The 25913-nt window shown below is 38.2% G+C and carries 17 protein-coding genes and 1 pseudogene; 14 read left to right on the top strand and 4 right to left on the bottom strand.

Annotated features, from left to right (window positions below; all coding sequences use genetic code 11):
* Nucleotides 1-11 precede the first annotated feature (11 nt).
* The 3 genes from FNN08_RS12570 to fldB all read right to left on the bottom strand — a co-directional run bounded on the left by FNN08_RS12570 (nt 12) and on the right by fldB (nt 3167).
* Nucleotides 12-1040, bottom strand: coding sequence for a S1C family serine protease (locus FNN08_RS12570; RefSeq protein WP_143586301.1), 1029 nt, complete (start codon nt 1038-1040; stop codon nt 12-14).
* Between the two features lie 177 nt (nt 1041-1217).
* Nucleotides 1218-2492 carry an ATP-dependent RNA helicase SrmB gene (gene srmB / locus FNN08_RS12565; RefSeq protein ID WP_143586299.1) on the bottom strand — a complete coding sequence of 425 codons (1275 nt, stop codon included), beginning with the start codon at nt 2490-2492 and terminating at the stop codon, nt 1218-1220.
* A gap of 150 nt (nt 2493-2642) precedes the next feature.
* On the bottom strand, nt 2643-3167 hold the full coding sequence (gene fldB / locus FNN08_RS12560) for a flavodoxin FldB (protein ID WP_143586297.1): 525 nt from the start codon (nt 3165-3167) through the stop codon (nt 2643-2645).
* Between the two features lie 269 nt (nt 3168-3436).
* On the opposite strand from fldB, the gene dsbC reads away from it, so the two are divergent.
* The 5 genes from dsbC (at nt 3437) to FNN08_RS12535 (ending at nt 10511) form a co-directional block, all read left to right on the top strand.
* The gene (gene dsbC / locus FNN08_RS12555; protein WP_143586295.1) at nt 3437-4171 is read left to right on the top strand and encodes a bifunctional protein-disulfide isomerase/oxidoreductase DsbC; all 735 of its coding nucleotides are present in this window, start codon (nt 3437-3439) and stop codon (nt 4169-4171) included.
* 273 nt (nt 4172-4444) lie between these two features.
* Nucleotides 4445-6187 carry a single-stranded-DNA-specific exonuclease RecJ gene (recJ, locus tag FNN08_RS12550; protein ID WP_143586293.1) on the top strand — a complete coding sequence of 581 codons (1743 nt, stop codon included), beginning with the start codon at nt 4445-4447 and terminating at the stop codon, nt 6185-6187.
* Between the two features lie 197 nt (nt 6188-6384).
* Nucleotides 6385-7483 (top strand): peptide chain release factor 2 gene (gene prfB, locus FNN08_RS12545; RefSeq protein ID WP_185962661.1). Its coding sequence is split into 2 segments (ribosomal slippage): nt 6385-6459 and nt 6461-7483, totalling 1098 coding nucleotides; the frame shifts between segments, so codons are not numbered across the junction.
* Between the two features lie 29 nt (nt 7484-7512).
* Nucleotides 7513-9051 (top strand): lysine--tRNA ligase, encoded by a 1539-nt coding sequence (lysS, locus tag FNN08_RS12540; protein ID WP_143586290.1) that lies wholly within the window; start codon nt 7513-7515, stop codon nt 9049-9051.
* A gap of 212 nt (nt 9052-9263) precedes the next feature.
* The gene (locus FNN08_RS12535; protein WP_185962660.1) at nt 9264-10511 is read left to right on the top strand and encodes a S1C family serine protease; all 1248 of its coding nucleotides are present in this window, start codon (nt 9264-9266) and stop codon (nt 10509-10511) included.
* Between the two features lie 80 nt (nt 10512-10591).
* On the opposite strand, the gene FNN08_RS12530 is transcribed toward FNN08_RS12535, so the two are convergent.
* Nucleotides 10592-11572: a helix-turn-helix domain-containing protein gene (locus FNN08_RS12530; protein WP_185962659.1), complete on the bottom strand. Its 981-nt coding sequence runs from the start codon at nt 11570-11572 to the stop codon at nt 10592-10594.
* Between the two features lie 177 nt (nt 11573-11749).
* Between FNN08_RS12530 and FNN08_RS12525 the strand changes: the two genes are divergently transcribed.
* The 9 genes and pseudogenes from FNN08_RS12525 to FNN08_RS12485 all read left to right on the top strand — a co-directional run bounded on the left by FNN08_RS12525 (nt 11750) and on the right by FNN08_RS12485 (nt 25593).
* Nucleotides 11750-13183 (top strand): metal-dependent hydrolase family protein, encoded by a 1434-nt coding sequence (locus FNN08_RS12525; protein ID WP_221931798.1) that lies wholly within the window; start codon nt 11750-11752, stop codon nt 13181-13183.
* A gap of 111 nt (nt 13184-13294) precedes the next feature.
* Nucleotides 13295-13993 carry a DUF3299 domain-containing protein gene (locus FNN08_RS12520; protein WP_143586284.1) on the top strand — a complete coding sequence of 233 codons (699 nt, stop codon included), beginning with the start codon at nt 13295-13297 and terminating at the stop codon, nt 13991-13993.
* A gap of 34 nt (nt 13994-14027) precedes the next feature.
* A complete protein-coding gene (locus FNN08_RS12515; RefSeq protein WP_143586282.1) occupies nt 14028-14993 on the top strand; it encodes a metallophosphoesterase family protein in 966 nt (321 codons plus the stop codon).
* A gap of 76 nt (nt 14994-15069) precedes the next feature.
* Nucleotides 15070-15927: a transporter gene (locus FNN08_RS12510; RefSeq protein ID WP_143586281.1), complete on the top strand. Its 858-nt coding sequence runs from the start codon at nt 15070-15072 to the stop codon at nt 15925-15927.
* 17 nt (nt 15928-15944) lie between these two features.
* On the top strand, nt 15945-17252 hold the full coding sequence (locus FNN08_RS12505; RefSeq protein ID WP_143586279.1) for a carbohydrate porin: 1308 nt from the start codon (nt 15945-15947) through the stop codon (nt 17250-17252).
* Nucleotides 17253-17465: 213 nt separating this feature from the next.
* Nucleotides 17466-17702, top strand: a pseudogene (locus tag FNN08_RS16650) (polysaccharide lyase family 7 protein); the annotation flags it as partial.
* 88 nt (nt 17703-17790) lie between these two features.
* Complete coding sequence (locus FNN08_RS12495; RefSeq protein ID WP_143586277.1) at nt 17791-18048, top strand: polysaccharide lyase family 7 protein; 258 nt, start codon at nt 17791-17793, stop codon at nt 18046-18048.
* A 249-nt stretch (nt 18049-18297) separates the two neighbouring features.
* Complete coding sequence (locus FNN08_RS12490; protein ID WP_143586275.1) at nt 18298-21336, top strand: TonB-dependent receptor; 3039 nt, start codon at nt 18298-18300, stop codon at nt 21334-21336.
* Nucleotides 21337-21402: 66 nt separating this feature from the next.
* Nucleotides 21403-25593 (top strand): VCBS domain-containing protein, encoded by a 4191-nt coding sequence (locus FNN08_RS12485; protein ID WP_143586273.1) that lies wholly within the window; start codon nt 21403-21405, stop codon nt 25591-25593.
* The last annotated feature ends 320 nt before the right edge of the window (nt 25594-25913 follow it).

The following is a 25913-nucleotide window of genomic DNA, read 5'->3' as shown; positions in this document are numbered from 1 at the left end:
ATAAAGTTAAATTAATCGACTAACCAAGTTACTTCTTTTTCTTCGCCATTACGCAAGTATTCAAAGACAATCTTTTCACCTTTGTTTACTTCAGATAAACGTTGTCTGATCTTCATTGCACTGGCTAAGTCCTTTAATGCAACGCCGTCAACTTTAACCACAATGTCACCACCAAGTAATACCGGAGTGCGGCCAATAATGACATTTAAGTAACCGCCTTGAAAACCAAGTTTGTGTGCTAAGGTACCAGGGATCACATGTTGTACTAACATGCCGTGCCCGTATTGGTTATTAATCGCCTTCGCTTCATTAGGGCGTAATAAATGCGGGATAAAACCGCTAAAATTACCTGGCGATGAATCCATAACTTCACGAACCGTATCAACAGAAACAACAAAACCTAGGCCATTGCTGCCACCAGATTTAGATAAAATATGACTAACAATACCAATGATATCACCGTCAAGGTTGAATAATGGGCCGCCAGAATTACCCTGGTTAATTGATGCATCGGTTTGTAGTAAGCGAGGTTTGATACTAGTACCTGGAATTTCATCACGGTCTCGAATACCACTTAAGTAACCTACTGATAAGCTATGACTTACCCCATAAGGTGCGCCAATGGCAATAACTTGTTCACCAATGGTATAGCCGCCTTTATCTGCAAGCTTAAGAGGCTCGATACTACTAGGAACCTTTCTTGCTTGGATCATCGCCAAATCAATTAACGTATCAACCCAAACTACATGACCACTAGTTGTACTACCGTCGTTAAAAATAACTTTAATGTTTGTCGCCTTACCAACTACGTGTGCTGCAGTTAAAATACGACCTGTTTTATTAATAAGAGCACCAGAGCCCAATGAGTTTTGAGTTGTTTCTTTGTAGCTCACTTGTCCCGGTTTTGGAGAAGCAATAGAGGTAACGTGTAATTCAACTACGCCATTGTTTACTTTTTTGAATAGCTGTTTTACTGAATCGGCTGCCGATGCTGAAATTGGTAGCACGATTAAAAGTGTTAAAATAAAATTTCGTAACATAAATACCCTGTCGCTTTAATAGTTGTCTTTAAGCGCAGTCTACTGTTTTACTACATAAATGAAAGGATAAACTTACCTTTTAATAACAAAATATGTGTTTTTAACTAAGTGTTAACATTTTAGGGGCAAAAAAAAACCTTAAGCTAAGCTTAAGGTTTTTATCAATCACAATTTAATTTAGCTACTTTTTTTAGCTTGCTTCTTTCTAGCTTTCTTTGCTTTAGCTGCTTTTTTAGCAACTCGAGCTCGTTTGGTTAGACCCGCATTTTTCTTTACTTTGGTTTTGTTGCGCTTAACAGGGACACGTGCTTCTTTATGTTGAGGACGTAACCCTTCAATAACACGACGTGCTAGTTTTTCGTCAATATAGCGCTCAATTTTAGCTAAGAACAGCATCTCATGTGCTTCGACTAATGAGATTGCAGTGCCTTTTTTACCTGCTCGGCCGGTACGACCAATACGGTGCACATAGATATCAGCTTTGTGAGGCATGTCAAAGTTAATTACATGCGTTATATCATCTATATCTAAACCACGAGCTGCAACATCGGTAGCAACAAGGATATTTACATTACCGTTTTTAACGCGATCTACTGCTTTGTTGCGTTTGTCTTGTGGCATTTCGCCTTCAAGCCAAGCATTTCTTAAGTCTTCGCTTTGCAATAAACCGGCAAGAGATTGTACTGTTTCACGCTTGTTAGCAAAAACAACCGCTCGTTTAACATCTTCTTGCTTTAATATATCGACTAATAGTTTTACTTTATGATCTAGGTTATCTGCTAAGTGTAACCATTGATGGGTCTTAGCTTTCTCTTTACGAGAAGGGTCTGATTCTAAAAATACCGGTTCATTTAAAATATCTTTGGAGAAGCGAATAATGCCAGCACCGGCAAGTGTTGCAGAGAATAATAACGTTTGTTTTCTCCACCTTGCTTCACCAACGATACGGCTGATAATTTCTGAAAAGCCCATATCTAGCATGCGATCTGCTTCATCTAATACAAGTAACTCAATATCACGAGCATCAAATTGTTCAGTTTCGATGTAATCCATTAATCGCCCTGGAGTAGCAATTAACATATCAGTTGTTTCTGTCAGTATTTCTTTATGCGAACCGTAGTTTACACCGCCGGTAATTAAACCAATTTTAATATCGGTGTACTCAGTTAATAACTGCGCTTGTTGATAAATTTGCGTCGCTAATTCTCGCGTAGGAGCAAGTATTAAAACTCTTGGAAATCCAGGTTCAGTTCTTGGGTAATCTAATAAATGTTGGGCACAAGGAAGTATAAAAGCTGCTGTTTTACCTGTACCTGTTGGTGCTGATGCTAAAACATCTTTACCAGCCATAGCTTCAGGTATAACTAAGTTTTGGATTGAAGTCGGCTTTTTGAAGCCAGCTTTTGCAGTACCAGCAACGAGTTCATCATCAAGATCAAACTGTGTAAACATGAATAGATTTTACCTTAGAGTGTTTTTATAGAGTTGTTTATATTAATGCTGTCATTCAAGCTGATGGCATTTTGTGCATATTATAGTGGCATAACTGTATATTTCCTATACAAGTTTATGCTTATTACGCTTTTTTACATTTTTGTAACGTTAAGCGTTAGCGATGTCATTAATTTCTTCAAGTAGTTGTTCACACCACTGATTTATACGTTGGTCAGTTAAATCGTACTGAGTTTCGTCATCAAGCGATAAGCCAACAAAATAATCGCCATCTTCAGTTAATGCTTTTGATGCTTCAAACTCATAACCTTCATTTGGCCAGTAGCCTATTACGCTAGCACCTTGCGGTAGAATATGATCGTGTAACATGCCTAAAGCATCCTGAAACCATTGGCCGTAACCTTGTTGGTCTCCTAAACCGAATAGACCGATAATTTTGCCATTAAGATCTAACTCGGTAATATCATCCCAACTTGATTCCCAGTCTTCTTGTAATTCGCCAAAGTCCCAAGTGGAAATACCAAATATGATAACGTCATAAGCTAAACAATCACTTAAAGGCACATCTTTAATATTAAAGATTTCAACCGTTTCTACGCCCATGCAAGCTTGAATTTTTTCAGCTGCCATTTCGGTATAACAAGTTGTTGAGCCATAAAATAATGCAATTTTCATGTTGATGAACATTTCCGATCTTAAATTTGCGGCGATTCTAGCAGATTTAAGCACATAAACTAAAGTTTTTAAGTACTAAAAAGCGCATGTTATGGGCTATAATGTTAGTTAAATATTAGATTAATTGACTGTAAATTAAGATTAATAAAAATCTTTACTGAGTTTTTCTTGTAATTAAAGCAAATTAAAAGTAATTTTACGCCCAAATTATCGGTCCTATGAAGTAAGCGTACGATAAATTTTCCGAAATGAAGTAAAGGAATTAAAACATGTTTAAGAATATAGTTGCGATTGTTACAGCATCCTTGTTGTTGATAACTGCGCCTAGCCAAGCGGCTAATGATACAGATGCAAAGATTAAAGCTAACTTTGCTAAACTTGGCTTACAAGCTGAGTCGATAAACCCATCAAAAATGGATAACTTATTTGAAGTTTTTACAAGCCAAGGCTTGTTTTACACCAATGCTGATGGCTCTTTCTTGATTCAAGGTAAGCTGTACGAAATTACTGATGGCGGTGTATCAAGCTTAACTGAAGAAAGTTTAGCTAAAGTGCGCGTTAACGGCATGGAAACCTTTAAAGACAACATGATTGTTTTCCCTGCTGAAAAAGAAAAATACCAAGTAACCGTTTTTACCGACTTAACCTGTGGCTATTGTCGTAAATTACATAATCAAATGGCTGAGTATAACGATATGGGTATTACTGTTCGTTATTTAGCTTTCCCTCGTGGCGGTTTAGCAAGTCAGTCATACAATGATATGCGTAGTGTTTGGTGTAGTGCCGATCAACAAACAGCAATGACCAACGCAAAAGCTGGCGCTCAGGTTGCACAAAAAATTTGTACAGCACCTGTTGCCGAACAATATGATTTTGGTCGTAAAATTGGTGTAACTGGTACTCCAGCAATTATGTTAGATGACGGCATGATGATCCCTGGTTACCAAACACCAGAGCAAATGCAAAAAATATTACAAAGCTACTCTACTAAGAAAACAGGCTAAGCTTTATTAAGTTTTACCAAGGCGCTATGTTAGCGCCTTTTTGCTTTCAGGGACGAAAGTATGCAAATCACCATGGACCGCTCTTTCACATCCGTATGATCACGGCATTAGTACATCCCTGATACGTCACGGTTTTAGATTTGTAAGATTTCAGGGAATGCAACTATGTAAATCACCATGGAACATTTAACTTCTAGATTATAGGCATTTTATATTTCTTAAACTTGAGTTCTGCGGTAACCTTTAACTAATCTCAGTTGATAAGTCTTTTTTATGCACAAACAAATTTCACGTCGTGAAACCTCTGATACATCCTCGTTACCTGAAAGCCTGCACCCTATCTTAAAAGCTATTTACGCCTCGCGCGGTATAAGTAATGCTGAACAGCTAAAACAAACTGCTGATCAAATGCATAAACCAAATGAGTTAATGGGCTTAGATGTCGCTTGCCAATTATTATTTACTGCAATAAAAGACAATAAACGCATTATTGTAGTTGGCGATTTTGATGCCGATGGAGCAACATCGACCGCACTAATGATGGATGGTTTACGCCTTTTAGGTTCTACCAATCATGATTTTTTAGTGCCAAATCGATTTGAGTTTGGCTATGGCTTAACACCTGAAATAAGTGAAATGGCGGTTAAATCAAAAGCTGCAGAAGTTATTGTAACTGTTGATAATGGTATTAGCTGTATTGCCGGAGTTGCTAAAGCGAAAGAACTTGGCTGTATGGTGATAGTGACCGACCATCATTTGCCAGGTCAAGCACTGCCTGATGCTGACGCGATAGTAAATCCTAACCAACGTGGTTGTACATTCCCAAGTAAAGCGCTAGCTGGCGTTGGCGTTGCCTTTTATTTAATGGCTGCATTACGCCAAATTATGCGCGCTAATAATTGGTTTGAACAACAAGGCATTGGTGAGCCTAATATTGCCCAGTTACTCGATTTAGTTGCCCTTGGTACGGTTGCCGATGTGGTGAGCTTTGATAAGAATAATCGAATCTTAGTAGCGCAAGGTTTAAAGCGTATAAGAGCCGGAGCAACTCGCCCTGGTATTCAGGCGTTAATTGAAGTGTCAGGTAAAAATCAGTATAAAATGGTGGCTAGTGATTTTGGTTTTGGTTTAGGGCCAAGGCTTAATGCCGCAGGGCGCTTAGATGATATGGGCCTAGGTATTCAATGCTTACTTGCTACTGATTTAAATCAAGCAAGGGTTATGGCAAGTGAGCTTGATGATTTAAATAAAGCTCGTCGTGAAATAGAGCAGGGCATGCAATATGAAGCTGAGAATGTACTTAAAAGCTTAGAATTTACTGAGGATAATTTACCTTCTGCGATAGCACTGTTTCAAGACGACTGGCATCAAGGTGTTATTGGTATTGTTGCTGGGCGTTTAAAAGAAAAGTTCCACCGCCCAACAATAGTATTTGCTAGTGCCAATACTGATATAAACAGTGATAATACTGAAATAAAAGGCTCTGCTCGCTCAATTCCTGGTTTGCATATTCGAGATTTATTAGAGCACATTGACTCACAGCACCCTGGTCTTATTCTTAAATTTGGCGGCCATGCGATGGCTGCGGGTTTATCTATAGATAAATCTAATTTTGCACAGTTTCAAACGCTACTTAATGAGTACGCACAAAAGTGGCTAAGCGTTGATATGCTGCAAGGTAAAATTTTATCTGATGGCGAACTATCTAAAGATGCGTTTAATCTGGAATTTGCCAGTGTATTGCGCGAAGCTGGTCCTTGGGGACAAAACTTTGCTGAGCCAGTTTTTGATAATCATTTTCGCTTAATCCAGCAACGCATTGTTGGCGAAAAACATCTAAAAATGGTGGTTGAAATAGATGGCTTAGCTGTTGATGCCATCGCTTTTAATATTGATATAAAGCAGTGGCCAAATCATCAGTGTGAATGGGTACATTTAGCATATAAGCTTGATATTAATGAATTTAGAGGTAAGCAAACGGTGCAATTGTTGGTCGATTACTTACAGCCCGCATAGTGAAACTTCCTCAATAAGTTCAATCTATTGACGCTAATATACCAGTAGATTATTGCTTACTTTAATTAAGCAATAATCTAAATTTTCCTCATCAACTAAACTTTTTAGCAAACTTCCCCCTTAAATCTATATTCTGATGCGTAAATACGTTACAATGCGCGACTATTTTTCTTAAGTTTTAAAGCTGAATATTATAGATGTTTGAAGTTGCACCACTACACAACCAAATAAAAGACATTCGCGAACGCACCAATGTGCTTCGGGGGTACCTTTGACTACGACCAGAAATCAGAACGTTTAGTTGAAGTAAGTCGAGAATTAGAGTCTCCAGATGTATGGAACGAACCAGAACGAGCGCAAGCGTTAGGTAAGGAACGTTCAGCATTAGAGTTAGTAGTTAAAACTATTGATGATATGGATACCGGTTGTGAAGACATCGAAGGTTTAATCGAGCTTGCCGTTGAAGAGAGCGATGAAGAAACATTAACGGATGCAACCGCTGAGCTTGAAACTTTAGAAGAACAATTAGCTAAACTTGAGTTTCGCCGTATGTTTTCTGGCCCGCAAGATGCCAATAATTGCTATCTTGATATTCAATCTGGCTCTGGCGGCACCGAAGCGCAAGATTGGGCGCAGATGCTACAACGTATGTTTTTGCGTTGGGGCGATGCTAAAGGCTTTAAAGTTGAAGTAATTGAAGAAGCCGATGGTGATGTAGCTGGTATTAAAGGCTGTACTATCAAGTTTTCAGGTGAGTACGCTTACGGTTGGTTAAGAACCGAAACAGGCGTTCATCGCTTAGTGCGTAAATCGCCATTTGACTCAAGTGGTAAGCGCCATACGTCATTTGCCTCGGCATTTATTTACCCAGAGATTGACGACGATATTGAGATTGATATCAATCCTGCAGACTTACGTATTGATACTTTCAGAGCATCTGGCGCAGGTGGACAACACGTAAACAAAACCGATTCTGCCATTCGTATTACTCATATTCCTACGAATGCAGTGGTTAGTTGTCAGGCTGATCGCTCGCAGCATAAAAACAGAGCCACGGCAATGAAGCTACTTAAAGCGAAATTGTATGAGCTTGAAATGCAAAAGCAAAATGACGATAAACAAGCCTTAGAAGATGGCAAGTCAGATATCGGCTGGGGTAGTCAAATTCGTTCGTACGTACTTGATGATAGCCGTATTAAAGATTTAAGAACTGGGGTTGAGTCGCGTAATACGCAACAAGTACTCGACGGCAGTTTAGACCAATTTATTGAAGCCAGTTTAAAATTTGGCTTATAAACAAATTACGTAATATTGAGAACCTAAAAATGACTGAACAAGTAAAAGACGAAAACAAATTAATCGCAGAGCGTCGCGGTAAATTAGCTAACATTCGTGAAAACTGTCCTGCAAATGGCCACCCGAATGATTTTGATCGTGAGCATTACGCTGCCGATATTCAAGCAGAACATGGTGAAAAAACCAAAGAAGAGCTTGAAGAGTTACAAGTAACTTATGCTGTAGCTGGTCGTGTTATGGCTAAACGTGGTCCATTTTTAGTATTACAAGACATGTCTGGTCGTATTCAAGCATACGCTGAAAAAACCGTACAAAAAGACATTAAAGCTCGTTGGGGCTTATTAGATATTGGCGATATTATTGGCGTTAAAGGTGTTTTACATAAATCAGGTAAAGGTGATTTATACGTGAATATGGAAGAGTATTCATTGTTAACTAAATCTCTACGTCCATTACCAGAGAAATTCCACGGTTTATCTGACCAAGAAATGAAGTACCGTCAGCGTTACGTTGATTTGATCATCAATGAAAAAACACGTGATACTTTCCAAGTACGTTCGCAAATTGTAAGTGGTATTCGTAACTTCTTAACCGAGCGTGGCTTTATGGAAGTTGAAACGCCAATGCTACAAGTTATCCCTGGTGGTGCAACGGCTAAGCCATTTGAAACATTCCATAATGCATTAGACATTGACATGTTCTTACGTATTGCTCCTGAGCTTTACTTGAAACGTTTAGTTGTTGGTGGTTTTGAAAAAGTATTCGAAATTAACCGTAACTTCCGTAACGAAGGTCTATCAACTCGTCATAATCCAGAATTCACTATGATTGAATTCTACCAAGCATACGCTGATTACAACGACTTAATGAACCTTACCGAAGATATGCTACGTACTCTTGCTGAAAACGTTATGGGCAACCCTGTTATTCGTAATACGGTTAAAAACGGCGAAGGTGAAGTTATCGAAGAGAAATTCTACGATTTCGGTAAGCCATTCGAGCGTTTATCTATGATGGATGCTGTGATTAAACACGCGCCTCATTTAGATGCGGATGTTATTAAAGATCCTGAAGGTCGTTTTGACGAGCTTAAAGCAATTGCTAAGCAAGTTGGCGTTAAAGAGCCAGAAGGTAAAAACGTTTGGGGTCCAGGTAAGTACCTATGTGAAATATTTGAAGAAGTTGCCGAGCACAAGCTTGACCAACCGACATTCATTACTGAGTACCCTTGGGAAGTTTCTCCTCTTGCTCGTCGTAATGATGAAAACTCATTTATTACTGACCGTTTCGAGTTCTTCGTTGGCGGCCGTGAATTAGCAAATGGTTTCTCTGAGCTTAATGATGCAGAAGATCAAGCAGCACGCTTTAAAAAGCAAGTTGAAGAAAAAGACGCTGGCGATGATGAAGCAATGCACTTTGATGAAGATTACATCACAGCTCTTGAATACGGTTTACCACCAACAGCTGGTGAAGGTATTGGTATCGACCGTCTAGTAATGTTATTTACTGATTCACCAACAATTAAAGACGTAATTTTATTCCCACACATGCGTCCAGTTGCTGAATAAGCTTTACCCTAAAAACGAATCAAAAAAGCCCCGTTAAATCTAATTTAACGGGGCTTTTTTATAATTATATTAGCTGAGATATCTATTGCTTATAAGCGAATATAACAGGTGAAGAAAATAAAAAAACAAATCATAAATAAAATCTAATTTGTTGTATTTGTGTGATTTTTATGTAAAGTTATTACTATAAAAACTCTAAAGAAAATATGGATATGTCAAAACTCAAACTTTTCACTTTGCTAACTTTGTTTATTTCTTCACTACAAGGTTGCGTAAGCTCTAATTCTTCAATACAAGATAAAACCGCAATTGGTGATGAAAATATTCACATTAATATATTAGAAGCTGTTGGTCACGACCCTATGAATGTAGGTAATATTCTCAACTCTAACTTTAAAAACTATAATGTTTCTTCGCAAATTGTCGATAAAGTAAATTCACGCAGAAGTGGCAGTGGTTTTGTTATCGCGGATGGTTATTGGATAACAAATTTTCATGTGATAGATGGCTTAGAAACTATAAATATAGCCACTGTGGATAGAAATATCCCAGCTACTGTGATTGCAACAGATGAAAATTCTGATTTAGCCCTGCTTAAAGCTGATACGACTGGATTTTTGCCAATAAAGATAGGAAAAGCAGATGTTGCTGAACAAATATTTGCAATAGGTTACCCTATGCCAGATATGCTTGGTAGCCAAGCTCGCGTCACGTCTGGCTTGATAAATAGTTTAGCTGGCTTTAAAGGTTCACAGGATCAAATTCAAATATCTGCACCTATACAACCAGGAAATTCTGGTGGACCTGTTATAGGAGAAGACTTTTCTTTAAAAGGTGTTGTTGTTAGTTCTGCATCGACTGTTGCTACGGCACAAAAAACAGGTGTTTTAGCCCAAGGTATTAATTTTGCAATTTCACCTAATATAGTTCATGGTTGGTTAGTTCAAAACGACATTAAACAGCCTAAAACTTATGCAACAAACATTAAAGAAGCAATTAATAGTACAGGGATGATTACTGTTGTTCGTCAAGAGTCTAAATTGCGTAATTATGTATTAAAATATAGTTATATTCATTACTGGGATTTGGGTGATCACATTCGAAATTTAAAGTTAGAACTGAGTGATGAAAGTACCGGTGATATAATTCTAAACACTTATACTCATGCATCAACTAGTGGTGTACAGCAACCTGTTAGAGATGCAGTAAAGCAAATTATAAAAGACCTACAATTAGAAACAATTCCTTTAAAACAACAATTAACCATAACTAAAATATCAAAATCAAGAACACTAAATATAACTTTATCTGATGGTAATAATTATGAACTACCAACGGTTACAAATAAAAAATTTGATAAAGAGCAACCTGTAACTTTAACTTTTAAAACTGACAACAAATTTTATCTTAAACAACAACACTGGAAAAATAGTATTGTAGTGAAAAAGCGTAGTATTTAAGGCAACCGTTCAGGTTTAAGTTTTTAGCCCCGCTGATTAACTGTTAGCGGGGCTTTTTATTTGTATTGATAACACTAACATTAACTTTGTCGAACTTTGCGGTATTTTAACGGTGTGGTATTAAACCAACGCTTAAAAGCCCGATTAAAATTGCCCTTATCTTTATAGCCAAGTTCTTGGCAAATCTCAGTAATTGATAATTGGCTTGTTGCTAATAAACGTTGTGCTTTATGCTTTTTATCGTCATCAATAAGCTCTTTTAGATTAGATTTTTGCTCACTTAGAATTCTTTGTAATTTTCTTAAATTAATATTTAGCATTTTAGCAATCTTATTAGCGTCAGCATTGTTGCCAAAATAATTCTCAGCTAATAAGCGAGTAATTAGTAATTTAGGGTCACGGCTAATTGGTTGCTGCTCAATGGCTTGTAACGGTAATTTGTTGTTAAATTTAAAATGCTGTTTATCTATAGCAATAGCCGTGCATTCATTAGCGAAAGAGCATTGCGTTGCAGGGAATTTGTTTAAGTAGACTTTATTACTGCTTTTAACCGACTTAAACTTAATTGCATTTGGCTGCCAATCCTTGCCTAAATAATGCTGTAAAAATGTCAGTAGCATAGAGACCACTAATTGTTCTATTTGCTCTTCGCCATTAATTATTCCTGGAGTGCCTATTCGGCATAGCCAATAGTTATCTCCATCTTCTTTTAGCCAAAAGTTAGGGCAATTAGATTGTTGTTTTACAAATTGAAAAAACAAATTGATTGCCTGCTCTAAGTTATCTTGGCCAAACAATTCAGGCATTAGTTGTTTATAGTATTTATCGGCAAATAACTCTCCAACTAATAAACCAAATTCATCTCTGGTAACGTGTTTTGCACTATTTTCCATTAACTGCCATATAGGCAGTTCTAAAATTAAATTTTGCTCTGTTGCAACGTGCGATCGGGTTAATGTAACTGAGCTTAGAAGCTTCTCTGTTGGTGCATTTAAATCATCAAGCACATCAATAATAGATTTTAAGTAAATAGCATCGGCTACATAAAAGTTTGGATACATAAACAACTCCATAATTTAGTTAAGTTTAAGGTAACTAAATCATCTTATGTCGTCAAATGACATTTTTTGTCAAATTAAGCGTGCAACCTATTAATTGCTAACTATATTTAGTTAAGAGTTAACGTATTAATCTACGTAGCAAGTTACCCGTACTTTCAAATTTTTAAAGGCAATGCAATGAACTTAAAGACAAAAAAGATAGCAACCATTTTAACGAAAACATCCTTAGCTGTGACCCTTGTTGTTGGTATGTCTGCCAATGCACTGGCAGAGCAAGTTCTATTTAAAAATGTGAATATTTTTAATGGCACAGAAAATAAACTGTATGAAGGCCATAATGTTCTTGTTGAAGACAAGCTAATTAAAACAATTTCTAAAAAATCAATTAGCACTGAAAAAGGCGCTAAAGTAATTGATGGTAAGGGACGTACATTAATGCCAGGCCTTATTGATGGCCATGTTCATATCATGATCAACTCAAACTACTCAGACATTATTCCTAACCAAGACCCGTACGATTTAGGCATCAAATCAGCCATTGTTGCTAAAGACTTCTTAATGGATGGTTTTACCTCTATTCGTGATATGGGCGGGCCTGCTTTTGCTACGGCGCGTCAAATTAAAAAGGGCGAGATAGTTGGCCCACGTATTTACCCATCGGGTGCGTTTATCTCACAAACTTCTGGTCATGGTGATTTTCGCGGTCGTTTTGATATGGGGTATACGATTCGTGGCGGCGATTCTGATGTCGGTGTTTGGGAAAAGTTAGGTTTTGGCGCTGTTGCAGATGGAGTCCCTCAAGTGCTCGAGCAAACACGCTTAAACTTACGTCATGGCGCAACGCAAATAAAAATGATGGCAGGTGGTGGTGGTTCATCTAAGTATGACCCAATTGACACCACTCAATATTCAGTTGAAGAAACATGTGCCATTGTAGAAGCTGCGAAAGATTGGGGCACCTATGTTGGCGCTCATATCTTTACCGACAGAGCCATTAACCGCGCACTCGATTGTGGTGTGAAAACCATGGAACACGGTTTCTTTGCCTCGTTTGAAACTTATCAACGTGTAGGTAAAGAAGGCGGATTTATTGTTCCGCAAATGTGGGCTTTATCACCAGAACTTGCTAACAACCCTAATATGCCAGCCGATAAATTACCAATGGTAGCTGTACTTCAAGAAACTTATAAAGACGTTGGTCGTACTATGTTAGATGCCGGCGTTAAAGTTGCTTTTCAGTCTGATTGGGTAGGTGAAATAGAAGAAGCTAATAGAGCTCGTCGTTATGAAATTTACTGGCGTACAGTGATGTTTAGTGGTGGTAAAAACAACTACGATGGTAACTTTGAAGTACTCAAACAGTTAACTTCAGTTGCTGGTGAAATGCTTGCTTTATCTGGCCCTCGAAACCCTGCTCCAGGCCCTATTGGTGTTATTGAGGTAGGCGCTACCGCTGATATTTTATTGGTTGATGGTAACCCGCTAAAAGATATTCATGTATTAAACGGTGGCTATAAAGAGTGGTATTCACAACCTGCGCCAAGAGAAAATCCAATTAAAACCATTCAGTTAATTATGAAAGAAGGCGTTATTTACAAAAATGAATCGTAAATAATGATAATGCGGACAAGGCTTTTATAGCTTGTTCGCTTTTTTTGTTTACCAGTTAAAGCAGTTTAAACCGTAAATTAGTTAAGCTTTGAGTACCAATAGGTAATAAATATGCGCAATAACCATTTAGGTAGTTTTTTATTGTTAGTATTGCTTGCAATACCCCAGATAAGTTTCGCCACAAGTTCAGAACAAACATGGCAAAAATTGCGTCCCAATTTAGCGCCATTTAACGACCCTTTTAAACAGCTAACACAGCCACAACTCGATGATTTAGGATACTTTGTCGCCTTATCTGAAGATATAACGCTAATTGAGAGCCAAGCCCCAAACTATAAAAAGTTACCTGAGTTAAAGCTAAAACAAACCGCGCTAGAGCAAGAGTTACAATCGCAAAATATAAATGTTAATTATCTGTTGTCACAACGAAAAATTGTGATGCAGAAAAGAGAGCAAGCAGCTACTGCAACAAACCCTGAGATAATTAATAGCTCAACTAAACACACTGTTTCTGGCTATTTAGTTCCGATAGAAATTGAAAATAATGCAATAAAAACCGCATTTTTAGTGAAAGATTCTCCTTACTTTGTTGTTGCTCACCAACACCACGTTCCCCAGCCAAATCAAACCATATACGTTGATTTAAGTAAGTCTAATATCATGCCATCAAAAGAAAAAGTTACTCTTAGCGGTTTACTTAATACCGATGATGTTAAGAAAAATTTAAAGTCTGCAGATAATCATGAAATGAATTATCACGCAGTTTATAAATTAGAAAATGTGACCATCATTGAGCAACAAGGCGATTAAATTATTTTTATTGCAACTCAAAAGGCGAGCCTTAATGATTAACAAGTTTGCTTTAACACTTCTATCCCTATTTTTTTGCCATGTAGCAGTTAGTGCTAATGATGGTATTAAAGCGTTTGGTGAACCTAAAGTATCAGCTGATTTAGTTCGTTTTGCTGTTATTGGAGATTTAACCGGCGGAGAAAGAAAAGGAGTCTTTAAAGTTGGCAGTGAAGCGATAAATAAAATGCAGCCAGATTTTATTTTAAGTATCGGTGATTTAATTGAAGGTGGTACAGAAGATGTCGCCACGCTTAACAAGGAATGGTCTGTATTTAAACGTAATTTAAACAAAAAGGGTATCGTATTTTTCCCTACAGTTGGTAATCATGATATCTCAAATATGGTGATGCGAGATTGGTACACCAAAACTGTCGGGCCGCGTTATTACCATTTTAAACATAAAAACGTGCTTTTTTTGATTTTAGATTCTGAAGATTTCACCAGTGAATTTTTTAGTAACTTTAAAAACAAAAGAAACCAAGCAATTGAGGTTTATAAGCAAGACCCGAAAAAATTTAATGATACAGAATACGCGAAAATGCCAGAGCGTAAATATGGAGAAATTAGCCGTGAGCAAAGAGATTATTTTCTTGATGTTATAAAACAAAATAAAGACGTTCGTTGGACATTTTTATTAATGCATAAACCTATTTGGCAAAGCCAAGATGAAACTAATTTTAAGCAAATAGAATCCGCTTTAAATAAACAAAACTTTACCGTGTTTAATGGTCATGTTCATAGTTATCAATACTGGCAACGTAACAATATGGATTACATTCAATTAGCTACCACAGGTGGAGAGCATACAATTGGTGATGGTGAAAATATGGACCATATTATGTGGGTAAGTATTGACGACTCAGCACCTAAATATTTAAACATTAAATTAACTGGCATGTTAGATAAAAAAGGCAATATACCAGCAGAGGGTGAACGTCTGTTGATGGATGAAAAGTAGCATTACGCTATTAGCCTAAACTAAATAAACCACACTTAAATTACAAAACATTATATAAATATCAACAGGGAAAACTATGGCTGTTCAAATTAAAAAGTATTTAGCATCTCCATTTATTAGCTTAATGATACTTGTTGCTTTATCTTCCAGCTCTTTCGCGCAAGAAAGTGATGCTGATAAAGCGGCAAAGGAATTGGCTAATCCCAATACCGCGTTAGCAAGTCTCAATTTTAAGTTTCAATACACCACCTTTGAAGGCGATTTACCAAAAGCTGATGATCAAACTCGCAATATGATTTTATTTCAGCCGAGTATGCCTTTCCCCCGTGAAGATGGCAGTAAAATTTTATTTAGGCCTGCTGTGCCAATGTTTATTCAACAGCCCATATATCAAGGTGGGGATAGTTGGAGTGATGAGTCAGGTCTTGGTGATATTTCGTTTGATTTAGCCTATGCCCCTAAATCTGAGGCAGGTAACTTAACTGCTTATGGTTTTATTATGTCACTACCTACGGGGGCAGATGAGCTAAACATGGGTGAGAGCACAACGTTTGGTCCTGAAATGTTATTAGGTAAATTAAGCGCTGAAAGTATTTTTGGTGTGTTCCCTAATCATCAATGGGACATTGCTGGTGATAACGACATAAGCCTTACTTCATCACAATTTTTTGCGATATTACTTCCCGGTGGTGGTTGGAGCTATGGTACATCGCCTATTGTTAGTTATAACTGGAATGCCGAAGATGGCCAAGAGTGGACTGTGCCAGTTAACTTTACTGTAAGTAAAACCTTAATATTAAGCGGTAGACCTTGGAAGTTGGGTGTTGAGTTAAATTATTATGTGGAAAAACCTGATGCATTTGGTCCCGAATATATGATCAGTTTCAACATTACTCCAGTGGTAGAAAACTCTTTGGTTAGTTGGTTTAAATAACTGGTAAAGGAATTATTATGAATACAAACAATTGGTTTATAAGTCGATTATCAATTGCAGTCTGCACCGGACTTACTGCCAGTGTATTTTTATCTGCGAATGCTTTTGCTGAAGGCGGTAAGAAATATGATGCCGATGAAGGTTTTGGTGGGCCAGCGGAAACTACTCATCAATTAGAAGATGATGATAAAGAAAAGTTGCCAATATTTAGACTCCCTGCCATTGATGATGGCGTAAAAAATATCAAAGATTGGAAGCATCAAGTTTACGAAGATACAGGCCTGCAGTTTGGTTTAGATTATAGCGTTTTATATCAAAATTTAAGTGATACAACCCCCGGTGCCGCACATGATAGCGCTTCTTCTGGAATTGCTCGATTTTATGGTAAATGGGAGTTTATTAACAAAGGCGAAATGAACTCGGGATCACTAGTTTTTAAAGTGGATAATCGCCATGAGATAGGTGATGCCACACCATCAGAGCTTGGTGGTAATGCCGGTTATTTAAGTCAAACGGGTATGCTATTTAGTGACAAAGGCACAGTATTAGTCGACTTTAATTATCAGCAATATTTCAATGATGGTAATACTGCGATTGTTGTGGGTAAGTTTGATCCAAATGATTACTTTAACGTACTAGGTTATGCCATTCCTTGGACTGCTTTTTCAAATTTAGATTCATTACTAACTATGTCCATAGCTTTGCCTGATAATAGCTACGGGATAGGCATGGGACATTGGTTTAATGACAATATCTATATCAATGGTGCAATAAATGATGCAAATGGTACGGTTGATACCGATGACCCATTTGAAGAAGGTTTTGATGAGTTATATAAAACAGTTGAGCTAGGATATTCGCCAAGTAAGGGGGAGCGATACTTTAAAAATGTCCATGTAATGCTTTGGCAGATGGATGAGAAAACAGCCTACGGCGAAGATAACACTTATCAAGATGGCGCAGAAGGTATTGTTATCGGGGCAAACTATACTTGGGAGCTAGAGTGGATGGTATTTGCAAAACTAGGTTTTTCAAGTGTTGATTCCGCTGCTGTTCCACAATTGTATGAGCGAGATGTTACCGTTGGTTTTATCAAATACTTTGCCGAGCGATCAGACTTACTCGGTATGTCGCTGTCACATGGCCAAATACCGGATGAATTTGGCACACCTAATGACTCACAAACCACCTTTGAAGCGTTTTATCGTATTCAGTTAGCGCAAAACATGGCAATAACGCCAAATGTTCAGTATTTAATTGATCCTGCGCTTAATACCGAAGACGATATTATTGTTACCGGCTTAAGATTTCGCATAACCCTTTAAAAACATGGAACGTTTTTTAGGGATAAGTAAGGTATCAACCACATAACAACAATGACCAATAATATCCATAACATGCATAAAGTATATAAGTTTTAGCGCAGTTAACCCATCAATTTTAATTTGTATCTTTTAATTCGTAGCCACAATTACTGGTTATGTTTTTTTGGTAAGTGCTTTATGGTGAATTGGTTATAAAGGTGTCGCCTAAGCGAAAAACTCTCTTATAAAATATCCGCAGAAGACGATGTGTTATTCGTCACTATAATCAGGAAAGGTAAGCTTGATATTACTAAGCATTACGATATGAAATATAGTGGTTACCGAGCTGGTAACCACTATATTTACTTTATAACGGGTGTTTATAACCTAAACAATGACGTCGCTGATGCTGATAATATGCAAACCACTTTCTATCATATCCAACACATGTATAAAGGATATAAGTTTTAGCGCAGTTAACCAATCAATGTTTCATTTGTATCTTTTTACTCATATCCGCAATTCCTGGTTATACCTATCGCTAAGTTCTTCCTTATAAATTGGTTATAGCGGCACCGCCTTGAACGAAAAATTCTCATATACAATAACCGTAGAAGACGAAGTGCAGTGCGTCACTATAATCAGCGAAGGTAAGCTTAATATTACTAAACACTCCGATATTAAAGATAGTGATTACCGTGCTGGTAACCAGTATATGTACTTTAAAGCTGGTGTTTATAACCAACACAATGAAGGTGCTGATAGGGATTATGTGCAAGCCACTTTCTCTAATATCCATAACAAGCATAAAGGATAGAAGTTGTAGCGCAGTTAACCCATCAATGTTTCATTTTTATCTTTTAACTCGTAGCTATCATTACTGGTTATACTGCTTGGTAACCACTCTTTCAATAAATTGGTTGACACTTTGGTTTGGGTTGGCTAAGTTAACGGTTAGTTAAAATTGATGTTGCTCTAATATAATTAATAATAATAAATGTAAATATAACTGATAATAAATGTAAGTTACCGGCTTGCAATGATAAAAATAAAGGGAGAACTAGAAATGTCCTTAATATTAGGAAAAAACAAGAAATCCACCCACAAGGCAGGGAAGTTTAGGCTTTCACCTACAGCAAAATGGATAAAAGCTGCCGTAATTACTTCGGCAGCTAGCTCTTTTGCATTTTCGGCATCAGCGCAAGAAGCCCAAACTGAAAATCCAGATACAGTCGATAATGATATAGAAGTTGTAGAAATTGTTGGTACACGTAAAACAATTCAAGACCAAATTGCAATAAAGCGTGAAGCTACCACTGTTGTTGACGGTTTATCTGCTTCAGATATTGGTGATTTACCTGCGCTTTCAATTGGTGAGGCGCTAGAGTCGTTAACTGGAGCATCATCTCACCGTGAAAATGGTGGTGCTACTGAAATCAGTATTCGTGGTTTAGGCCCATTCTTAAGTGCGACACATATTAATGGCCGAGAAGCGACCAATGGTAGTGGTGACCGTTCAGTTAACTTTTCTCAGTTCCCATCAGAGCTGATGCAGAAAGTAGCTATTTATAAAACACAAGATGCTTCCATGATTGAAGGTGGGGTTGCCGGTGTTATTTCCCTAGAGACACTTAAGCCTTTAGAGTTTGGTAAGCAACGTTTTCAGGCTGAAGTAAAAGCTAACTACAATCCTGACCAAGCAAACGTTGACAATTCACTTCAAGATGATTTGGGCTACCGTGGAACACTAAGTTATGTTGACCAATTTGAATTTGATAACGGTCAAGCGCTTGGTATGAGTGTAGGTTTTCAACGTCAAGATATTAGCCAGCCAGAAGCTGAATATAGAAGCTCAAGCCCAACAGGCTCATCTTTGTGGGCATGTTTGAATGATCCAACCAATACCAATACCGGTTTTTTCCGTAGCTCAGCGGGCGATTGTGAAGATGGCGTCGATGGTTCGCGTAACGAAGGTTATAATACTGATATTGATCCAGATACAGGTCTTGCAGTAGATGACGGTACACCATACGCATGGACTGGTTCAAGTAGAAGCTTCCGTCAAAACGAGACGTCTGATGAAAGAGACGCTTTGTTCTTTGCTTTACAATACCAACCCTCAGATGCGTGGGATATAAATTTAGACGTGCAAGTTTCAGATCGTACTCAAGCTGAAGCTCGTCATGATTTAATCTTCTTGCAAAAGCGTGTTACACCGGGTGTAACAGGCCAAAATCTGATCACAAACGATGTTGGCGCTATTCTTCATTGGGAAGGTGAAGAACGTATCGAATCCGCGGGCGAGCAGTTTTCACGTGAAGAAAACTATCGTGGATACGGATTGAACGTTGAACATTTTTTCTCTGATGACCTAAAAATTAGCGTCGACCTTGGCTATTCTGAAACAAGCCGTGAAGAACTACAAATAACAAACCGAGGAAGAACTAGCTCTCGCCCATTCTTTTCTTGGGATTTAGGTTCAACTATTCCAGAATTCACAGTTACGGATTTTGATGTGACTGATATTTCTAACTTTACTAGTGATCTTCGTACTCGCATAGATAGAGAAAATGTACGCGATAACGAAGTTATTGGTGCTCGTATTGATATTGAATATAATCTAGACCATGATATTTTTAGTAGCGTTCAAGGTGGCGTTCGAGTTTCAGAACTAACGTTTGTTCAATTTGGTGGAACTAATGGTAATGGCTCAAGAGACACATATGAATTAGATGAAACTGTAACATCAGCCCTCGACGTACTTGAAGGTTGTCAAATAGACTTCCCTGAGTCTGATTTTTTATCTACTGTATCTGACGGTGATATTATTACCCATGTTGACACTTCAGGTAATGTTGTAGAAAGCGGTACAGGCTCTTCGTGGGCAACTTACGATAACAAATGTTTCTCTCAATCAGTAGCAGCATCTGCAGGCGGACAATTCGCATACCCAGAGGTTGTATACGAGAGTACGGGTACTATTGACGTAACAGAAGAAACAACGGCTGCTTACGCAATGCTTAGCTACGACACTGAAATGTTTGGTAAATTTATTCGTGGTAATTTTGGTGTTCGAGTAGTTGATACTGAGGTTACTTCTATTGGTTTTAGAGAAGGTTTTGACGTTGTCACTGATCCAGTGACAGGAGAGGTCAGTCTAGTAACAAACGGTACTATAGAAAAAATTAAAAGTGGCGGTGATTACACAGAAGTATTACCAAGTTTTAATTTAGTAGTTGATTATGATGAAGATATTATCCTAAGAGCCGGTATTTACCGAGGTATGTCACGTGCAGATCCATCTGATATGGGGTATAGCCGCACATTCGTAACCGATGAATCAGATACTCCTGAATCAGTTGAAGACTTGTTAGTGGGTGTTAATGGCTCTGGTAATCCAGACCTTCAGCCACTAATGTCATGGAACTATGATGCTGCTGTTGAATGGTACCCGAGCGATGACTCTATTGTAGCGGTAGGTGTTTATTACAAGCAATTCAATGGCGGTTTCCAACAGCAAACCGAGTTAGAGAATTTTATTGTTGACGGTGTGGAAGTAGCTTTACCTATTACTAATTCAGTAACTAGTGACGAAGAAAGTGACTTGATAGGGTTAGAAGCGTCATTTTCTTATCGTTGGGATTCTGGCGTTGGTGTGAAGCTTGGTTATAACTATGCAGATACAAACTTTGAATTTGAAGATAGTAACTACGGTGATACTTTTACTACTGATTTAGATGGTGTAACCACTCAGCTTACCAAAGGTATTGTTCCTCCTGGCTCCGTACCTGGATTTTCTGAGCATGTATTTAATGGACAGGTTTACTACCAAATTGGCGATTTTGATACCGCGCTTATCTACAAGTATCGTAGCGAATACTTCCAACCTTACACTTCTAACGGCACAAGACTGCGTTATGTTGATGAGGCTGGTGTTTGGGAAGCTCGTGCATCTTACAAAATCGATAAACACGTTCGAGTTAAATTTTCAGCAATTAACTTGTTTAGCGAACATCGTTCTGATGACTTCTATACTGAAGGTAACTTAGGTCAAGTAAGTGACTATGGCCCTCGCCTATTCGCGGGTATAAGCGTTAAGTACTAGACAAACAAAGTACTTAGTTATAACAAGCTAAATTTGAAAATAATAAGATTTTTTGGAGTAGAAAACATGATTAAGAAATCACTTATATCCGTTATCATCGCGACAACCTTAGTAGGTTGTGGTGGTGATGATAATGCTGCACTGGATGGCAATACACGTGGTAACATCGAAATAATTGGAAGCGACTTTTTCGCTGGCGCTACACTTTCTGCAGTAGCTAGTGATGCAGACGGAATTCAAGCCGATACTATTACCTACGTTTGGTCAACCGGTACTACCGGCACATCTTACACAATTACCGAAGCTGATGAAGGCTCAGTAATTACTGTTTCTGCTAGATATACCGATGATGCAGGCTTTACAGAAGGTGTTGGTGCATCCACACCTGCTATCAACCCAACCTTGAATGTTACTGCTAGCATTATCAAAGGTCCTGTTGATGGTGCAAGTTGTGACATATTTGCCGTTGATGAAAGTGGTGCTGCGGTTCTTCCTGCGCAAGGCACTGCAACTTCTGACGGTTCAGGTGGTGTTACATTTAACAATGTACACTTCGAAGGCGTTGGTTTAATTACATGTACAGGCGGTACTTATACGGATGAGTCGACAGGTTTAACCTTAGATGCACCGCAACTAAGATCTGTTGTCAGTGTAGTTGAAAATATTGTTGAGACAGATGATGATGGTAAAGAAATACTACTACCACCACCGACCTATGTTGTTTCTCCTTTAACCGAAATGGCTGTTCAAAACGCTGCTAGTGATTTAAACCAGTTCGCCGATGAAGCTGCAATCATGAACCGTCGCTTTGGCATTCGTTTTGATATAACAGAAGTACTTCCTACTGCAGTAGGTAATGTTGACCTTGGTGCCGATGGCGCGGAAGAGAACGATAGATACGGCTCTGTGTTAGCACTTTTATCTCAACTTGATGCTGACAACGAAGATATGGACATATCTGCGGTTATGGAAGCTCTGGCTACTGACATTGCAGATGGTTCTTTTTCTGAAGAGTCTTTAACTACATTTGAAACAGCACAAATTAATCTGCAAACTACATCAGAAGTTGCTGGCTCTGTTGATGAGCTCTTACTTGACGCGATAGGCGCTGCTGTGGGTTACAACAATAACCCGGTTGCAGCAATCATTGAGGGTGATCTATCAGGTACAGTTCGAAATACTGCAATTGACCCGTTAACTGGTTCAGTTACGGTTATAGATCCAAACTTTGAAGAAGATGCCATTGCTGCTCAAACTAATGTAGCACTTGATTATGGTACATTTAGTATCACTGCCAATGGTGTTTGGTCATATAAAGTTAACACTGAAAACGATACTGTGGCTAGCCTTGCATTAGGAGATTCTGTAAATGATTATGTCTCTATCGCTTCTATAGATGGCACCTCTGCTCAAATTCAGATTCGTGTAGCTGCGCTTACTCAGGTTGCAAAAATATCGGATACAGGTGGCGATACGGGTGAAATTAGATTTAGGGTTGATAACCTTCGTAAAGGTAAACTGACTGCAACTTTCACTAAAGAGGTTGCTCTTGGTAGTGATGGAAATGTGAAAGATGCTTATATTACGCTTTATGGTTCATCTGGTAGTTCAAGTGAATCGTTAATAGACCTGCGTATTCAAGGTAACCAGACTATTGATGATGCTCCGGTAGCCCCTCGTTTCTTTGTTCGAAATACTGACAGTGACGCCTATCCTGGTGATATCATCACTGCACCATTTGTTGAAGATCAGTTTCACGAAGTAGATATTACATGGAATTTAGATGCAGCTGAACAAATCACTGTAACTATTGATGGTCAAGTGATTGGTGGCGGTGCTTTCTCTACTGCAGCAGTTGTTGACTCGGATTTTACAAATTTAGACCAGTGGTTCGCTGATGGTGTGAAATCTATCCAATTTAGATTTGGTGATAATGATAGAACGATTCCTTTTGGTTCTTTCTATGTAGACAACATTGAGGTATTTTCTGATACCGCAGGTACTACAAGTGTATTTTCAGATGACTTTGAAGGTTATAAGGTAAGTGATACTTTAGATGGTACTGACAGCTTGTATAGCTTAGCTATCTACTCAGAAGTTACTGTATTTGATTCTGGTGACGGTACAGTAGAAAATACGCCAGCTGTATTCTTTGGTTTAACAGGTGCTATAGCTAGTAATGAAGCTACCTCAACAGGTGCTGTAAGTGTACTTGATCCAGATAATGGCGAAGCTTTTGCTTCTCCGTCAACACAAACTGGTACATACGGCACGCTAGAAATTTTAGAAGATGGTTCATGGACTTACACTCTTGATACTACCAACGAAACTATTGCTGCACTTATTGTTGGTGAGCGTGAGACAGATACTTTTACAATTGATTCTGTTGATGGAACGACTGCTGAGTTGGTTATAACAATTTCAGGCACCGTAGTTGTAGCGACAGGTGATAACAATGTTGCAAGAATGGCAGATACAACCACAACGGCTGATGCTGAGTTACGTTTAACAACGGATCCTCTTGCTGAAGGTTCTATTTCTACAACCATTAAGTTACAAGCCATTTCGGGCTTCACTGCTACACCAGATGTTAGCGAAGATAATACCGCTTATATTAGTGTTTACGGCGGCTCTGCTTCTTCAAGCAACTTAACAGGTGAAATTGTCTTTAGTAATGGCGCTGTTAAATACCGCGATGCAGCAAAATCTCAACAAACAATTGTTGACTTAACCTATAGTGATGATACTGATATTGATGTAGTGCTTAAATGGACTGCAACGGGTTACTCAGTTTCAATTGATGGCGGTACAACCTTCTTCGGTCCGTATGTTGCAATTAATACAGGTACTGCAACAGAAACGTATCAAATCCGTATTGGTAGCTCTTCGAAAGAGTCAGCTAAAGAATTACTTGCTGATGACATCGTTATTGCTGATGCAAATGATACGGAAATTCTGAATGAAGACTTTGAGTTTTATGCTGACGGTGAAGATCTAAGTACTACTTACGGTAGCTCTGCTGAGGCAACAGTTAGAACCCTAGCTGGAACTAGTATTAACCATGTTGCAAGAATGGCTGATACAACCACAACTGCTGATGCTGAGTTACGTTTAACGACAGCTGCACTTGCTGAAGGTTCTATTTCTACAACCATTAAGTTACAAGCAATTGCTGGCTTCACTGCTACACCAGATGTTAGCGAAGATAATACCGCTTATATTAGTGTTTACGGTGGCTCTGCTTCTTCAAGTAACCTAACAGGTGAAATTGTCTTTAGTAATGGCGCTGTTAAATACCGTGATGCAGCAAAATCTCAACAAACAATTGTTGGCTTAACGTATAGTGATGATACTGATATTGATGTAGTGCTTAAATGGACAGCAACGGGTTACTCAGTTTCAATTGATGGCGGTACAACGTTCTTCGGTCCGTATGTTGCAATTAATACAGGTGCAGCAACAGAAACGTATCAAATCCGTATTGGTAGCTCTTCGAAAGAGTCAGCTAAAGAATTACTTGCTGATGACATCGTGATTGCTGATGCCAATGATACGGAAATTCTAAATGAGGACTTCGAACTTTATGCTGACGGTGAAGACCTAAGCACAACGTATTCAAGTTCTGCTGAAGCAACAGTAAGAAGCATTGATAGCTCGATAAACCTTGTTGCAAGAATGGCTGATACAACCACAACGGCTGATGCTGAGTTACGTTTAACGACGGCTGCACTTGCTGAAGGTTCTATTTCTGCAACCCTTAAATTACAAGCAATTGATGGCTTCACTGCTACACCAGATGTTAGCGAAGATAATACCGCTTATATTAGTGTTTACGGTGGCTCTGCCTCTTCAAGTAACCTAACGGGTGAAATTATTTTAACTAATGATGGTACTGTTAAATATCGTGATGCAGCAAAATCTCAACAAATTATCGAAGGCTTAACGTTTGCAGATGATACTGATATTAATGTAGTACTTAAATGGACTGCAACGGGTTACTCAGTTTCAATTGATGGTGGTACAACGTTCTTCGGTCCGTATGTTGCAATTAATACAGGTACAGCAACAGAAACGTATCAAATCCGTATTGGTAGCTCTTCGAAAGAGTCAGCAAAAGAATTACTAGCTGATGACATCATGATTGCTGATGCAAATGATGCGACGATTCTATCTGAAGACTTTGAAATGTATGTTGAAGGTGATGATTTGAGTACCACTTACTCAAGCTCTGCTGAAGCAACAGTTCAAAAAGACTAATAATCTTGCAGTTGTAGATTAATGTTTTAAACATTGTGTTAAAAATGCCGCTAATTAATAGCGGCATTTTTTTGTTTTTACTTTCTAGGGCAGAGCGTGCTGTTGATGGTTATTTTCGCTAAGCTTAGAATTTCTATAGTTATGTAGATTAAAAAGATAGTTGTATCTTTTTTGACTAACCAGTCAAGAGCTTGTGGGAGGTATTTTTAAAAGTAGCCGTTATTTTGTTGAGTAATATCGGTGAAATATAGTGAAGTAAATTATTTTAATAAATCATACAAATACAAACCTTTTAAGGCTGTTAAAACGTAATGTTTTTA

Source organism: Thalassomonas sp. M1454 (assembly GCF_007097525.1).
Classification (GTDB): domain Bacteria; phylum Pseudomonadota; class Gammaproteobacteria; order Enterobacterales; family Alteromonadaceae; genus Thalassotalea_A.
Note: the sequence above shows the minus strand (reverse complement) of the source record. Positions and strands in the feature narration are given on the sequence as shown.